The 15,069-nt window shown below is 69.7% G+C and carries 14 protein-coding genes and 1 pseudogene (1 of these 15 cut by a window edge); 1 reads left to right on the forward strand and 14 read right to left on the reverse strand.

Annotated elements, in window-relative coordinates; all coding sequences use genetic code 11:
- From SACAZDRAFT_RS06115 to argC, 9 genes are all read right to left on the reverse strand, one after another.
- Positions 1-410, reverse strand: partial view of a DNA-3-methyladenine glycosylase gene (locus tag SACAZDRAFT_RS06115; RefSeq protein WP_176662510.1) — the 5' portion only. It extends 229 nt beyond the left edge of the window; 410 of the gene's 639 nt are visible here — the first part of the coding sequence; it begins with the start codon at positions 408-410; the stop codon falls past the left edge of the window.
- A gap of 49 nt (positions 411-459) precedes the next feature.
- Positions 460-1,857, reverse strand: coding sequence for an argininosuccinate lyase (gene argH / locus SACAZDRAFT_RS06120; protein ID WP_005439715.1), 1,398 nt, complete (start codon positions 1,855-1,857; stop codon positions 460-462).
- Between the two features lie 88 nt (positions 1,858-1,945).
- The gene (locus SACAZDRAFT_RS06125) at positions 1,946-3,151 is read right to left on the reverse strand and encodes an argininosuccinate synthase (RefSeq protein WP_005439717.1); all 1,206 of its coding nucleotides are present in this window, start codon (positions 3,149-3,151) and stop codon (positions 1,946-1,948) included.
- Positions 3,144-3,701, reverse strand: coding sequence for an arginine repressor (locus SACAZDRAFT_RS06130; RefSeq protein WP_005439719.1), 558 nt, complete (start codon positions 3,699-3,701; stop codon positions 3,144-3,146). Before SACAZDRAFT_RS06130 ends, SACAZDRAFT_RS06125 begins: the two co-directional genes overlap by 8 nt.
- Complete coding sequence (gene argF, locus SACAZDRAFT_RS06135) at positions 3,698-4,624, reverse strand: ornithine carbamoyltransferase (RefSeq protein ID WP_005439721.1); 927 nt, start codon at positions 4,622-4,624, stop codon at positions 3,698-3,700. The genes SACAZDRAFT_RS06130 and argF overlap by 4 nt, the downstream gene beginning before the upstream one ends.
- 1 nt (position 4,625) lies before the next feature.
- Positions 4,626-5,813 (reverse strand): acetylornithine transaminase, encoded by a 1,188-nt coding sequence (locus SACAZDRAFT_RS06140; RefSeq protein WP_005439723.1) that lies wholly within the window; start codon positions 5,811-5,813, stop codon positions 4,626-4,628.
- Positions 5,803-6,732: an acetylglutamate kinase gene (gene argB, locus SACAZDRAFT_RS06145; RefSeq protein WP_005439725.1), complete on the reverse strand. Its 930-nt coding sequence runs from the start codon at positions 6,730-6,732 to the stop codon at positions 5,803-5,805. The genes SACAZDRAFT_RS06140 and argB overlap by 11 nt, the downstream gene beginning before the upstream one ends.
- On the reverse strand, positions 6,729-7,880 hold the full coding sequence (gene argJ, locus SACAZDRAFT_RS06150; RefSeq protein WP_005439727.1) for a bifunctional glutamate N-acetyltransferase/amino-acid acetyltransferase ArgJ: 1,152 nt from the start codon (positions 7,878-7,880) through the stop codon (positions 6,729-6,731). Before argJ ends, argB begins: the two co-directional genes overlap by 4 nt.
- Entirely contained in the window at positions 7,877-8,905 is a 1,029-nt protein-coding gene (gene argC, locus SACAZDRAFT_RS06155) for an N-acetyl-gamma-glutamyl-phosphate reductase (protein WP_005439729.1), read from the reverse strand. Before argC ends, argJ begins: the two co-directional genes overlap by 4 nt.
- Positions 8,906-9,033: 128 nt before the next feature.
- On the opposite strand from argC, the pseudogene SACAZDRAFT_RS06160 reads away from it, so the two are divergent.
- Positions 9,034-9,746, forward strand: a pseudogene (locus SACAZDRAFT_RS06160) (DNA alkylation repair protein).
- Positions 9,747-9,781: 35 nt separating this feature from the next.
- Here the strand turns inward: SACAZDRAFT_RS06160 and pheT are convergent.
- The 5 genes from pheT to rpmI all read right to left on the reverse strand — a co-directional run bounded on the left by pheT (position 9,782) and on the right by rpmI (position 14,994).
- The gene (gene pheT, locus SACAZDRAFT_RS06165) at positions 9,782-12,301 is read right to left on the reverse strand and encodes a phenylalanine--tRNA ligase subunit beta (RefSeq protein WP_005439731.1); all 2,520 of its coding nucleotides are present in this window, start codon (positions 12,299-12,301) and stop codon (positions 9,782-9,784) included.
- Positions 12,302-12,372: 71 nt separating this feature from the next.
- The gene (gene pheS, locus SACAZDRAFT_RS06170; RefSeq protein WP_005439733.1) at positions 12,373-13,440 is read right to left on the reverse strand and encodes a phenylalanine--tRNA ligase subunit alpha; all 1,068 of its coding nucleotides are present in this window, start codon (positions 13,438-13,440) and stop codon (positions 12,373-12,375) included.
- Positions 13,441-13,554: 114 nt separating this feature from the next.
- Positions 13,555-14,361, reverse strand: coding sequence for a TrmH family RNA methyltransferase (locus SACAZDRAFT_RS06175; RefSeq protein ID WP_198283924.1), 807 nt, complete (start codon positions 14,359-14,361; stop codon positions 13,555-13,557).
- The gene (rplT, locus tag SACAZDRAFT_RS06180) at positions 14,358-14,735 is read right to left on the reverse strand and encodes a 50S ribosomal protein L20 (RefSeq protein WP_005439738.1); all 378 of its coding nucleotides are present in this window, start codon (positions 14,733-14,735) and stop codon (positions 14,358-14,360) included. Before rplT ends, SACAZDRAFT_RS06175 begins: the two co-directional genes overlap by 4 nt.
- A 64-nt stretch (positions 14,736-14,799) precedes the next feature.
- A complete protein-coding gene (gene rpmI / locus SACAZDRAFT_RS06185; protein WP_005439740.1) occupies positions 14,800-14,994 on the reverse strand; it encodes a 50S ribosomal protein L35 in 195 nt (64 codons plus the stop codon).
- Between the last annotated feature and the right edge of the window lie 75 nt (positions 14,995-15,069).

The raw sequence follows: 15,069 nt of genomic DNA on the forward strand, positions 1-15,069 counted from the left end.
ACCGCCGGGCCCTTCGCCACGAGACCGCCACCGCGCGCCGTCGGCCGCCGCGACCGGGCCAGTTCACGGCCCTCGACCACCTCACCGGCCCGCAGCAGCACGGCGCCGGGTTCCCCGTCGTTCAGGCCGACGACGTTGGCGCAGAAGTGCATGCCGTAGACGAAGTACACGTAGAGATGCCCGGCCGGGCCCCACATCACCTCGTTGCGGGGCGTGCGACCGCGATAGCAGTGCGACGCCGGGTCGTCCAACCCGCGGTACGCCTCGACCTCCACGAGCCGCACCCGGACGGTTCCCTGATCGCTGCGGGACTCGATCTCACAGCCGAGCAGGCTCAACGCGAGGTCGATCGGGTCGATGGCGAGGTCCTCCCGCCTGATCACCCGCCCCGTCACAACATCGTCCGTCACTGCACTCCCTTGCCGACGCCGCCGCGACCAGCGTAATGGGAAGCGTCCGCTACCGCGTCGCCCACGCGCGGAGATCATCCAGGCGGGCCACCAGCCGTTTCTTCTGCTCGGCGACCCGCTCGGGAGCCGTTCCGCCACGCGAATTTCGCGAGGCCACCGAACCGTGCACGCTGATCACCGTGCGCACCTCGGGCGTCAGGACCGGGTGGATCTGCGCGAGCTCCTCGTCGGTGAGGTCGTCGAGGCCCACGCCTCGGCTCTCCGCCACGCGCACGCACTCCCCCGCCGCTTCGTGAGCGACCCGGAACGGGACGCCCTGGCGGACCAGCCACTCGGCGATGTCGGTCGCCAGCGTGAACCCGGCCGGGGCGAGCTCGGCGAGCCGGTCGGTGTGGAAGGTCAACGTGCCGATCATTCCCGCCATCGCGGGGAGGAGCAGCTCGAGCTGGGCGACGGAGTCGAAGACCGGCTCCTTGTCCTCCTGCAGGTCGCGGTTGTAGGCGAGCGGCTGGGCCTTCAGCGTGGCCAGCAGACCGGTCAGGTTGCCGATCAGCCGTCCGGCCTTGCCCCGCGCGAGCTCGGCGACGTCGGGATTCTTCTTCTGCGGCATGATCGAGCTGCCGGTGGCCCACGCGTCGTCGAGAGTCACGTAGCCGAACTCGGCCGTGTTCCAGATGATGACTTCCTCGGCGATGCGGGACAGGTTCACGCCCAGCATCGCGACGGCGAAGCAGAACTCGGCGGCGAAGTCACGGGAGGCCGTGCCGTCGATCGAGTTGTCCACCGAAGTCGGGAAGCCCAGTTCGTGAGCGACCGCCTCGGGGTCGAGTCCCAGCGACGAACCGGCCAAGGCACCCGAACCGTACGGCGACTCGGCCGCGCGGACGTCCCAGTCGCGCAACCGGCCGAGATCACGCAGCAGCGCTTGGGCGTGCGCCAACAGGTGGTGGGCGAGCAGCACCGGCTGGGCGTGCTGGAGGTGGGTGCGGCCGGGCAACACGGCCTCCGGATGACGGGCGGCCTGCTCGACCAGCGCGTCGACGACGTCGAGCGTGCCGGACGTCACGCGGCGTGCCGCGTCGCGCAACCACATGCGGAAGAGCGTGGCCACCTGGTCGTTGCGTGACCGGCCCGCCCGCAGCTTCCCTCCGAGTTCCTCGCCCGCCCGTTCGAGCAGGCCCCGCTCCAGCGCGGTGTGCACGTCCTCGTCGGCAACCGTCGGGGTGAAGGCACCCGACTCCACGTCGGCGGCGAGCCGGTCGAGAGCCGCGAGCATGTCGTCGAGCTCCGTATCGGTCAACAGACCGGCACGGTGCAGCACGCGGGCATGCGCTCGCGAACCCGCGATGTCGTGCGGCGCCAGTACCCAGTCGAAGTGGGTCGACGCGGACAAGGCCGCCATCGCCTCGGCCGGTCCACCGGCGAACCGGCCACCCCACAGCTTCATCCTGTCCCCTCCCGGGCTGCCGGGTACCGGTGAGGCCACCCGCACGTCGCCGTGCCGAGTGGCCTCACCGCTCCCGTGACGTGTCGCGTCAGTTGTTCTTGCTCTGCTGCCGCTTCGCGGCGATCTTGCTGGGCAGGCCCCACAGCTGCACGAAGCCCTTCGCCAGCGACTGGTCGAACGTGTCGCCCTCGTCGTAGGTGGCGAGGTTGAAGTCGTACAGCGACTCCTCGCTCCGCCGGCCGGTGACGGTGGCCGTGCCACCGTGCAGGACCATCCGGATGTCGCCCGTGACGTGCTCCTGGGCCTTCGCGATGAACCCGTCGAGCGCGTCCTTCAGCGGCGAGAACCACAGGCCGTCGTAGACCAGCTCGCCCCAGCGCTGCTCGACCTGCCGCTTGAACCGGGCCAGGTCACGCTCGACCGTGACGTTCTCCAGCTCCTGGTGCGCCGTGATCAACGCGATGGCGCCGGGCGCCTCGTAGACCTCCCGGCTCTTGATGCCGACGAGCCGGTCCTCCACCATGTCGAGCCTGCCGATGCCGTGCGCGCCGGCGCGACGGTTCATCTCCTGGATCGCCTCCAGGACGGTGACCTGCTTGCCGTCGATCGCGACCGGAACACCCTGCTTGAAGGTGATGACCACCTCGTCGGGCGCCTGGAAATGCGTCGTCGGGTCCTGCGTGTAGGAGTAGACCTCCTTCGGCGGCTCGTTCCAGAGGTCCTCCAGAACCCCCGTCTCCACCGCGCGACCCCACACGTTCTGGTCGATCGAGAACGGCGACTTCTTCGTGACGTCGATCGGGAGGTTGCGCTCCTCGGCGTAGGCGATGGCCTTCTCCCGGGTCCAGGCGAAATCACGCACCGGGGCGAGCACGTCGAGGTCCGGGGCGAGCGCACCGATGCCCACCTCGAACCGCACTTGGTCGTTGCCCTTGCCCGTGCAGCCGTGGGCCACCGTGGTGGCGCCGTGGTACTTGGCCGCCTCGGCGAGGTGCTTGACGATCACCGGCCGGGACAGCGCGGACACCAGCGGATACCGGTCCATGTACAGCGCGTTCGCCTGCAGCGCCGGAAGGCAGTACTCGTCGGCGAACTCGTCGCGCGCGTCGGCCACCACCGCTTCGACCGCACCACAGTCCAGCGCGCGCTTGCGGATGGTCTCGAGGTCCTCACCACCCTGCCCGAGGTCCACGGCGACGGCCACCACTTCGGCGCCGGTCTCCTCGGCGATCCACCCGATCGCCACGGAGGTGTCGAGCCCGCCCGAGTACGCGAGCACCACCCGCTCAGTCATTGTCCTTCTCCTCAATCACGTTCGTGTCCGCGTTCGACGATCGCTGTGCCAGTGCGGTGAACCGTGCGGCCAGGTCCTGGCCCGACAACGGTTCCCTGGCGATCACCGCGATCGTGTCGTCGCCGGCGATGGAGCCGACGACCTCCTCCAGCGCTGCCCTGTCGATCGCGCTGGCCAAGAACTGCGCAGCGCCCGGCGGGGTGCGCAAGACCATGAGGTTGCCCGAGGCATCCGCCGAGACCATGAACTCGGCCAGCAACCTGGACAGCCGCGTCGTGCCTCCCTGCACGCCCTTCACGGGATTCCCGTCCTCGGGAATCACGTAGACCGGGGCACCGGAGTCGGCGCCCCTGAGTTTCACGGCACCCAGCTCGTCGAGGTCGCGCGACAACGTCGCCTGCGTCACCTCGATGCCTTCCGCGGCGAGCAGCTTCGCGAGCTCCGTCTGGCTGCGAATGGCCATGCTCGAGACCAGCTCGGTGATCCGGGCGTGCCGTCGAGCGCGGTTCATTCCGCCCGCTGCCGGAATCCTGTGGGACTGCGCGGTCATCGTCGCTCCTGCCGGACCAGCCAGGCGAGAAGCGCCTTCTGAGCGTGCAAGCGGTTCTCTGCCTCGTCCCAGACCGCGCTGGCAGGTCCGTCGATCACGTCGTCGGTGATCTCCCAGCCGCGATGCGCGGGCAGGTCGTGCAGTACGACGGTGTCCTTGCCGGTCTGGGCGAGCAGGTCCGCGTTCACCTGGTAGGGCAGGAACGGTGTCCTGCGGTCCTTGCCGTCGCCCTCCTGGCCCATGGACGTCCACGAATCCGTCGTGACGACGTCGGCTCCGTCGACCGCCGCGCGCGGATCGGTGAACACCGTGGCACTGCCCCCGGTCTCCTCCGCGCGCTTGGCGACGAGGTCGAGGACCCAGGGCGCCGGGTGGAAGCCCTCCGGCGCCGCGACCCGCACGTGCATGCCGGCCGTGACTCCGCCCAGCATCAGGGAGTGGGCCATGTTGTTGGCGCCGTCACCGAGGTAGGTCAGCGTGAGGCCCGCGAGGGTGCCTTTCCGCTCCCGCACGGTGAGGAGGTCCGCGAGGACCTGGCAGGGGTGGAACTCGTCGGTCAGCGCGTTGACCACCGGGACGGTGGACTCCGCCGCGAACTCCTCGATCCGCTCTTGGGCAAACGTCCGCCACACCACGAGGTCGGTGTACCGGGACAGCACTCGCGCGGTGTCGCCGATGGTCTCCTCGCGGCCGAGCTGCATGGTGCGGCCGTCCACGACGACGGCGTGACCGCCGAGCTGAGTGATTCCCACCTCGAAGGAGAAGCGCGTCCGCGTCGAGTTCTTCTCGAAGATGACCGCGACCGCCTTCGGTCCGGCCAGCGCGTCACCGTAGGGCTGTTCCTTGTACCGCGCGGCGAGGTCGAGCACCTCGTCCTGCTCGCGAGGGGTGAGGTCGTCGTCTCGGAGGAAATGGCGTGGCATCTCAGTCGTCCTTCGGTGTGGCGGCGTCGAGCGCCTCGGGCAGTGCGGCGAGCAGAGCGTCCACCTGCTCCCGGCTGACGATCAGTGGCGGCGCCAGCCTGACCACGTCGGGCTTGACCGGGTTCACGAGGAAACCCTGGTCGCGCAACGCCGACGCGACCGCCGACGACACCGGTCGGCTCAGGACGACGCCGAGCAGCAGACCCACACCACGCACCGCGCTGACCAGCGGGTGGTCGAGGCGTGCCACGCCCGCCGAGAGCTCCTTCCCGAGTGCCGTGGTGTGCTCGAGCAAGCCGTTGCCCTCGATCGTGTCCAGCACGGCCAGTCCCGCGGCGCAGCAGACCGGGTTGCCGCCGAAGGTCGTACCGTGCTGTCCCGGCTCGAAGAGGGTCGCGGCCTCGCCGAAGGCCAGACACGCGCCGAGGGGCAGGCCACCGCCGAGTCCCTTCGCCAGCGTCACCACGTCCGGTTGGATTCCCGCCCGCTGGAAGGCGAACCAAGTCCCCAACCTGCCGATCCCCGTCTGGACCTCGTCCACCACGAGGAGGGCACCGTGCCGGCTGGTGATCTCCCTGGCCGCCTTCAGATAGTCGTCACCGGGGACGAGGACGCCGTTCTCCCCCTGGACGGGTTCCAGCACGAACGCCGCGGTGCCGTCGTCGATGGCGTTCTCGAGCGCCGTGACGTCGCCGTAGGGAACGTGCCGGACACCGGGAACCAACGGCTCGAACGGCGCGCGCTTGTCGGGTTGCCCCGTCAGCGCCAGCGCACCCATGGTGCGCCCGTGGAAGCCTCCCTCGGTCGCGACGACCGAGGTCCGGCCGGTACGCCGCGCCAACTTGAACGCGGCCTCGACTGCCTCGGCACCGGAGTTGCAGAAGAGCACCTTGCCGTCGTCCGCGCCCGACAGGCGCAGCAGCCGCTCGGCCAGTGCCAGCGAGGGTTCGTTGCTGTAGAGGTTCGACGTGTGGCCGATCGTGGCGATCTGCCTCGTGACCGCCGACACCACGGCCGGATGCGCGTGGCCGAGCGCGTTGACCGCGATGCCCGTGACGAAGTCGACGTACCGTCGGCCGTCGGCGTCCCAGACCACGGCACCCTCGCCGCGGACGAGGTTCAGCTCCGGGGCCCCGTAGTTGTTCATCATCGTGGCGCGCCAGCGCGCCTGAGCCTGCTCATTCGACATCGTCATCCCCCTTGCCGGGCAAAACCATGGTTCCGACGCCGCGCGACGTGAAGACCTCCAGCAGCACGGAGTGCGCGAGCCTCCCGTCGATCACGTGCGCACGGCGCACTCCACCCCGGATGGCCCTCAGGCACGCCTCCATCTTCGGGATCATTCCGCTCGCGAGACTCGGCAGGAGTTTCTCGAGCTCGTCGGCGTCGATGCGGTCCACCAGTGACGAACGGTCGGGCCAGTTCGCGTACAGCCCCTCCACGTCGGTGAGCACCACCAGTTTCTCGGCCTGCAACGCCGCCGCGAGAGATCCGGCCGCGGTGTCCGCGTTGACGTTGTGCACGACCCCGTCCGCATCGGGCGCCACAGTGGACACCACGGGAATGCGGCCCGCGTTCACGATGTCGAGCACCGCTTCCGGGTTCACTCCCACGACGTCGCCGACCAGACCCACATCGACGGCCTCTCCGTCCACTGTGGCCTGTGTCCGCTCGGCGGTGAACAGCCGGGCGTCCTCACCGGAGATCCCGACCGCGTAGGGCCCGTGGGCGTTGATGAGCCCGACCAGCTCGCGGCTCACCTGCCCGACCAACACCATGCGGACGACGTCCATCGTCTCGGGGGTGGTCACGCGCAGTCCGCCCTTGAACTCGCCGCCGATTCCGAGCCGCTTCAACATCGCGCTGATCTGCGGACCGCCACCGTGCACGACGACCGGGCGCAGACCGGCCAGCCGAAGGAACACCATGTCCTTCGCGAAGGCGCGCTTCAACGCGTCGTCGATCATCGCGTTGCCGCCGTACTTCACGACGACGGTGGCACCGTGGAACCGCTGCAACCACGGGAGAGCCTCGATGAGGACTTCCGCCTTCTGCGCCGCAGTGGCGAGGCGTTCGTCGGCGGGAACGAGGGAAGGTTCGTCGATCATGTCGAGTAGGCCGAATTCTCGTGCACGTACGCGTGGGTCAGGTCGTTGGTCCAGATGGTCGCCGACTGCTCTCCCGCCTTGAGATCCACGGTGACCGTGACCTCGCGGTTCGACAGGTCCACGGCGTCCCGCGACTCGCCCGGTTCGCCGCCACGACAGATCCACACACCGTTGAAGGCGACGTCGAGCGCCGCCGGGTCGAAGGTGGCGTCGGTCGTGCCGACCGCGGCGAGGATCCGGCCCCAGTTCGGGTCCTTGCCGAAGACCGCGGTCTTGAAGAGGTTGCTGCGCGCGATCGCCCTGCCGACCGTGAGCGCGTCGTCCTCCGTCGCCGCGTTGATCACGTCGATCGCGATGTCGTGCTCGGAGCCCTCGGCGTCACGCAGCAACTGCTGCGCGAGGTCGTGACACACCTCGGTCAGCAGCGAGGTGAACTCCTCCGCCTCCGGAGTCGTGCCGGACGCGCCGCTGCACATCAGCAGCACGGTGTCGTTGGTCGACATACAGCCGTCGGAGTCGAGCCGGTCGAACGTCGCGCCGGTGGCGGCGCGCAGGGCACGATCCGCCGTCTCCGCGTCGACGACCGCGTCGGTGGTCACCACGACGAGCATCGTCGCGAGCGCGGGGGCGAGCATGCCCGCGCCTTTCGCGATGCCGCCGATCGTGTACCCGGTGCCTTCGCGGACAGCCTGCTTGCTGCGAGTGTCGGTGGTCATGATGGCGTCGGCCGCGGCCGGGCCACCGTCCTCCGAGAGCGCCTCCACCGCGGACTCGATGCCCGTGCTCAGCGCAGCGCGGTCCAGCTGTTCGCCGATCAGGCCGGTGGAGCACACGACGACGTCGCCGGCTCCGGTACCGAGCCGTTGTGCGACCAGCTCCGCCGACGCGTGGGTGGTCTGGAAGCCGGTCGGCCCGGTGTAGCAGTTGGCGCCCCCGGAGTTGAGGACGACGGCCTTCGCGCGGCGATCGGCCATCACCTGCTCGCTCCAGAGCACCGGGTTGGCCTTGCACCGGTTGGTGGTGAACACGGCCGCCGCGACGTCCGAAGGACCGTCGTTGACCACGAGCGCGACGTCGGGCTTGCCGCTGGACTTGAGTCCCGCCGCGACGCCAGCGGCCCGGAACCCCTTGGGTGCGGTGACCGTCATGGTGCGACTCCCGTCATCGGCAGCCCGGTGGTCTCCGGGAGACCGAGGGCGATGTTCATGGACTGCACGGCTCCGCCCGCCGTGCCCTTGGTGAGGTTGTCGAGCGCGCAGACGACGACGAGGCGTTGCGCGTCGGAGTCCACCGCGACCTGCATCGTCACCATGTTCGAGCCGACCGTGGCCGCGGTCGTCGGCCACGCTCCGTCCGGAAGGAGCGAGACGAACGGCTCCGTGCCGTAGGCCTTCTCGTACGTCGCCCGCACGGTCTCCAGCGTCACGCCCTCCGCGAGAGGTGCGGTGGCCGTGGTGAGGATGCCGCGGGGCATGGGGGCGAGCACCGGGGTGAACGACACGGACACCGCACGGCCGGCGACAGCGCTGAGGTTCTGCACGAACTCGGGCGTGTGCCGGTGCGTGCCGCCGACGCCGTACGCGCTCGCGGAGCCCATCACCTCGGACCCGAGCAGGTGCGGCTTCAGGCTCTTGCCGGCACCCGAGGTGCCGGTGACGGACACGATCGTCACCTCCGGCAGGACCAACTCGGCCGCCAACGCGGGAGCGAGGGCGAGCGAACCCCCGGTCGGGAAGCATCCCGGCACCGCGATCCGAGCAGTGCCCTGCAGACGCTCGCGCGCACCCGGCAGTTCGGGGAGCCCGTAGGGCCACGTCCCCGCATGTTCGCTCGCGTACCACCGCTCCCATGCGGAGGAATCCGTCAGGCGGTGGTCGGCACCCAGGTCGATGACGAGTGTGCCCTCCCCCAGTTGGGCGGCAATCTCACCGGAATGCCCGTGGGGCAGGGCGAGAAACACCACGTCGTGCCCTGCGAGCGTCTCCGCTGTGGTCTCCTGGACGAGGCGGTCGCTCAGCGGCCCGAGATGTGCCTGGTGCTGCCCGAGGAGAGTGCCGGCACTGCTCGCCGCTGTCAGCGCACCGATTTCGACCTCCGGGTGCGCGAGCAGGAGACGCAACAACTCTCCACCCGCGTAGCCGGTCGCACCGGCCACCGCTACCTTCACCGCCATACGAATGATTATGCATGACCATGCAAGACCACACAGAAGCGGGGGGCTTCCGGGTTCGCGACTCGCTCATATGTTCGATACTATCGGCCGATGGTCACGTCCCGCAGTTCCCGGAACGAGTGACAACCATGGGTGCGCCTGAGACAGCCGGCGCCACCGCCGTGATCGTCGTCATCGATACCGCCCGGCAGAGGCTGGCCGCGCTGGAAGATCCCCGGAAAGCGGTCGCCATGCAGCGCTACATGAAATCCGAGCTGCCGTTCCGCGGCGTACCCGCACCCCGGCGATGTGCGCTCGCCCGGCAACTCGTCGACGAGTTCCGCCTGGACGACCGCGACGAGTAGCGACGGGCCGTCCTCGCACTCTGGGACGGCGCGACCCACCGCGAGCAGCGCTACCTCGCCCTCGACCTCACCGGACACCGCGCCTACGCGCGCCGGCAACACACCGATCTGCTGCCGCTCTACGAACACCTGATCGTGACGGGAGCGTGGTGGGACTACGTCGACGAGATCGCCGTCAACCGCATCGGCCCCCTCCTGCGCGCCGACTTCGAAAGCGTGGCACCGGTTCTGCGCGCGTGGGCCCGCGACGACGACCGTTGGAAACATCGCACCGCAGTGCTGCGCCAGAATGCCTCCGGAGGGCAGACCGACACCGCACTGTTGACGGAGTGCATCGAGGCGAACCTCGCCGACCCCGACTTCCTCCTGCGCATGGCCATCGGTTGGGCGCTACGGCAGTACGCCCAACCGATCCCACCCGGGTGGTCGCCTTCGCGGACGACCACCCGGCACTCTCGCCGCTCTCCCGCAGGGAGGCACTCCGGCACAGGCGCTGACGTGCCGGCCGCCCACGACGGGCGGCCACACGCCGTCAGCCCCGAAGTACCGCGCCGAAGCGGTCACCGACCAGTGCCACGGCGGCGTCACGGGCCTTCGTGGCCTCCTCGCCCGTCAAAGTGCGGTCGGGTGCGCGGAAACGCAGCTTGTAGGCCAGCGACCGCTTCCCCTCCTCGATCTGCTCACCCTCGTAGAGATCGAACAGCGACACGTCCTCGACGAGCTCGCCCGCGCCTTCTCGCAGAGCAGCCGCGAGAGCCGCAGCCGGGACGTCGGCATCGACGACGAACGCCACGTCGAGCAACACCGGCGGGTACGGAGACACGGAGGGCGCGGGCCGGCGGTCCACCACGGGCACCGCGTCCAGATCGAGCTCCATCGCCGCGGTCCGCTTCGGCAGCCCGAGCTTTTCGACGACCTTGGGATGCAACTCCCCTGCGAAGCCGATGGTGCGACCGTCGACCGACAGGCGAGCACACCGGCCCGGATGCCACGGCATGGTCTCGGCCGACTCGATGTCGAGCTCGACACCCGACACCTCGCCCACCAGTCGGGCGGCCTGGACGGCGTCCGCCCAGGACGCGGGTTCACCGTCTCCCCACCAACCGGACCGTCGCCGTTCTCCGGCCAGCACGACCGCGACGTGCAGCGGCTGGTGGGGAACCGCCTGTTCGAGAGCGGCGAGTTCCTCGTCGGACGGCCGCTGGTCCACGCCCGGATCGGGCGCACCGACCTGGTCCGCCTCCGGGAGAACCACCTGACCCAGGTGGAAGAGCGCGACGTCCCGAAAACCGCGCGAGACGTTGCGCTGCAACGCCTCGAACAACCCCGGCAGCAGAGTCGTCGTGAGCTGGTTCCGCTCCGTCTCCAGCGGGTTCAAGACCGACACGGTGTGCCGACGCGGATCGTCGTCGGCCAGCCCGAAGTCGTCCCACACGGTCGGCGAGACGAACGGGAACGGCAGAACCTCGACGTAGCCCGCCTCGGCGAGCGCACGCGCGACCGACCGATGGCGTCGCTGTGCCGCCGTCAACCCGCGCCCGGCCGGAGCCGCGGGCAGGACCGACGGGATCAGGTCGTAGCCCTCGAGCCGCAGGACCTCCTCGACGAGATCCGCGGGCTGGGTGAAGTCGCCACGCCAGCTCGGCGGCACCGCGGTGACCACGGCGGTGCCGTCCTCACCGGTGCCGACCGACACCTTGCACCCGATCTGCGTGAGCCTGCGCACCGTGACGCCACGATCGAAGGACACGCCGGCGACGCGGTCGGGAAGGCTGATCGGCATGGTGATCGGTTCGGCCTGCGGGACGCGTCCCTCGTCGGTGCGTCCGGGACGGATGCTGCCGTCGCCGTACTGACGCAGCAGCCGAGCGGCGACCTCCACGGCGACCGCGCACAGCTCGGGGTCGGTGAAGCGCTCGAACCGACGCGCCGCTTCCGAGAACAGGCCGTGCCGACGTGCTGTCCGGCTGATCGAGCCCGGGTCCCAGTGCGCCGCTTCCAGCAACACGTCCGTGCTGTCGTCCCGAATCTCGGTGCTGGCGCCACCCATCGTGCCCGCGAGCGAGATCACGCCGGTGTCGTCGGCGATGACCACGTCGTCCGGGTCGAGCGTGCGCTCCAGGTCGTCCAGCGTCGTCAACGTCTCGCCCGGTTGCGCGCGCCGCACCACGAGGTCGCCCTTCACCGCCGCCGTGTCGAAGGCGTGCAGCGGGTGCCCGAGCTCCAGCATCACGTAGTTCGTGACGTCCACGGCGAGCGAGATCGGCCGCATTCCCGCCAGGAGCAGGCGCCGCTGGATCCACCACGGCGTCGGCGCTCCCGCGTCGAGGTTGGTCACCCGGCGCAGCACGAACCGAGCGCAGCCCTCCGGGTCCTCGATCCGCACCGGCCACGCGTCGCCCTCACCCTCCGGGACCTCGACATGGGCCGGGTCACCGTAGGGAACGTCGAACGCGCACGCCAACTCCCGTGCGAGGCCTCGCACCGAGAGCGCGTGGCCGAGGTCGGGTGTGGGCGTCAGCTCGAACACCACGTCGACGAGGTCGAGGACCTCGCGCGCGTCGTCTCCCGGACTGGCCGTCCCCGACGGCAGCACCAGGATTCCGGCGTGGTCGTCGCCGATCCCGAGCTCGCGGACGGAGCAGATCATGCCCTCGCTCACGTGCCCGTAGGTCTTGCGCGCGGAGATCTCGAAACCGCCCGGCAGCACCGCTCCGGGCAGAGCGACGACCACGAGGTCGCCCTCGGCGAAGTTCGTGGCTCCGCAGATGATGCCGTTGGTGGGCGGCTTGGTGGGGTCGACCTCCTCGCCGCTCTCCGGGTCGGCGCTCTCACCCACGTCGACACGGCAGTAGCGGATCGGCTTCTTGAACCCGGTCAGTTCCTCGATCTCGACGACCCGACCGATGACGAGCGGACCCTCGATCTCACCGACGACCTCGACGCCCTCGACCTCGATGCCCAGCTTCACGAAGGCGTTGGCGATGTCGTCGGTCGTGACGTCCTCGCCGAGCTCCAGGTGCTCCCTGAGCCAACTGGCAGGAACCTTCATCACGCCTCCGTTTCCTGCGGGCCACCCGCACCCGGTCGGCGCGAACAACGCGCCACACAAGCCTGCGTCATTCACGCCTCCGTTCCGAAGGGGAGGGTGAACCTCACATCCCCCTCCACCATGTCGCGCATGTCCGGGATCCCGTTGCGGAACATGAGGGTGCGCTCCAGCCCCATGCCGAAGGCGAAGCCCGAGTAGACGTCCGGGTCGACACCGCAGGCCCGGAGGACGTTCGGGTTGACCATGCCGCAGCCACCCCACTCGACCCAGCCGGGCCCGCCCTTCTTCTCCGGGAACCACACGTCCACTTCGGCGGAGGGCTCGGTGAACGGGAAGAAGTGCGGGCGGAATCGGGTGCCGGACTCCTCGCCGAACATCGCCTTGGCGAACGCGTCGAGCGTGCCCCGCAGGTGCGCCATCGTGAGCCCCTTGTCCACGGCGAGGCCCTCGACCTGATGGAACACGGGCGTGTGCGTCGCGTCGAGCTCGTCGGTGCGGAACGTCCGGCCAGGACAGACGATGTACACCGGAAGATCGCGGTGCAGCAGCGCCCTCGCCTGCACCGGCGAGGTGTGCGTGCGCAGCACCAGGTTGGAGCCCTCGGGCCCGGCGTAGAACGTGTCGGCCATGCGGCGCGCGGGGTGGTCCTTGCCGAAGTTCAACGCGTCGAAGTTGAACCACTCGGCTTCGAGTTCCGGTCCCTCGGCGACCTCGTACCCCATGCCGACGAACACGTCGGCGACGCGATCGGCGATCGTGCTGATGGGGTGACGTGCTCCTCGCGGGATCTGATCCCACGGCAACGTCACGTCGACCGCTTCCTCGCGCAGAACCCGCTCGTCCCGCTCGGCCTGAAGCACCGCACGACGCTCCTCGAACGCCGCCTGCACCTCCTGGCGAGCCTGGTTGACGAGCTTGCCCGCCTCGGACTTCCGCTCCTTCGGGAGCGATCCGATGGCCCGGCGCGCGAGAGACAACGGGGCCTGGTCGCCGAAGTGCGCAGGCTTCACCGCCGCCAACGCATCCAGGTCCGCGGCGTCCGCGAACTCCTTCTTCGCCGCGTCGACGGCCGCCCTCAACGTCTCGGGCGCGACCCTGTCGGCCGACTCCGGTTCCTGCTTATCCAAGGCTTCGGACATAGCTCCTCGAACGTCCGCTCCACGTTGAAAAGGCTGTACGCGAGCGTGAGCGCACGTCAGCGGTACACGCGGAATTCTAGGTGAGCGCCACGGGCGGCCGTCCGTCACCCTCCGTCAGGATCGGTGCCGAACGGCGCTGGCGTAGAGGCAGACCGCTGCGGCCGTGGCGAGGTTGAGACTCTCCGCCTTGCCGTACAACGGAACCCGCACCGCGCTGTCGCTCCTCGCGAGCACCTCGTCGCTCAGGCCGTGTGCCTCGTTGCCGAAGAGCCACGCGGTCGGCCGGTCGAGCACGGCGGCCGTGGTCAGATCCGCTTCCGCGTATCCGTGTGCGGCGACCGTGGTCAACCCCGCTCGCCCACACGCCTCCAGGACACGGTCGACATCCGGCTCCGCGGCGACGGGAAGGTGGAACAGGCTCCCGGTGGAGGCACGGACGCACTTGCCGTTGTGCACGTCCACACACCGGCCCGCGAAGACCACGGCGTCGGCGCCCGCGGCGTCGGCCACGCGCAGCACGGTTCCCGCGTTGCCCGGGTCGGCGATGTCCACCAGGACCGCCACCAGCCGCGGACTCCGGCCCAGCGCGGCGTCGAGGTCGACCGTGACCGTGTCGCACACCGCCACGATGCCCTGCGGCGTGACCGTCTCGGACAGCAACTCCGCCGCGCGGGCGTTGATCCTCGACACCCTCGCCGCCTCGGCGACGAGTTCGGGATGCCGCTCCGCCGCCTCGTCGGTGACGAACAGCTCGTGCACGCGGCCGTAGCTCAGGGCCTCCCGCACCGCCTGTGCACCCTCGGCGAGGAAGCGACCCGCCTCCACGCGCGCCGAGCGTCGCGTCAGGCGGCGCGCAGCAACGACCCGGGGCGTCCGGTGTGTGAAGGGGACATCCCCGGGCCGTTGATGCTTGGTGCTCAGGCCGACTTCTTCTCGTCGGAGGGCAGGTTCTGCTTCGCCACCTCGGCGAGCGAGGCGAACGCGGCGGCGTCGTTCACGGCGATGTCCGCAAGGATCTTGCGGTCGACCTCGACACCAGCAGCCTTCAGGCCCTGGATGAAGCGGTTGTACGTGACGCCGTTCTGCCGAGCGGCCGCGTTGATCCGGGTGATCCACAGCTGGCGGAAGTCACCCTTGCGGGCGCGGCGGTCGCGGTAGGCGTAGTTGAGCGAGTGGAGCGTCTGCTCCTTGGCCTTGCGGTACAGGCGCGAGCGCTGACCGCGGTAGCCACTGGCCAGCTCGAGAGTTGCGCGACGCTTCTTCTGGGCGTTGACCGCCCGCTTGACGCGTGCCACGGGTCCATCCTGTCGTGTCGGGGGGCGCGGTCCGAGCGCCCCGGGTTGTTACGGCGGGGCTGATTCAGCGACCGAGCATCCGCTTCACGCGGCGCACATCCGAAGCGGCGACCTCGGTGGTGCCCTCGAGCCGGCGGGTGAGCCTGCTCGACTTCCTCTCCATGAGGTGCCTGCGGCCGGCCTGCTGGCGCCGGATCTTGCCGGTGCCCGTCACTCGGACGCGCTTCGACATCCCGCTGTGGGACTTGTTCTTCGGCATTCTTACCTCTTTCATACGACAGCACACCGATCACCGGTGTGCTGCTGCGTGGTGGCGGTACTGCCGGCGACTGGC

It is taken from the genome of Saccharomonospora azurea NA-128 (assembly GCF_000231055.2).
Classification (GTDB): Bacteria; Actinomycetota; Actinomycetes; order Mycobacteriales; family Pseudonocardiaceae; genus Saccharomonospora; species Saccharomonospora azurea.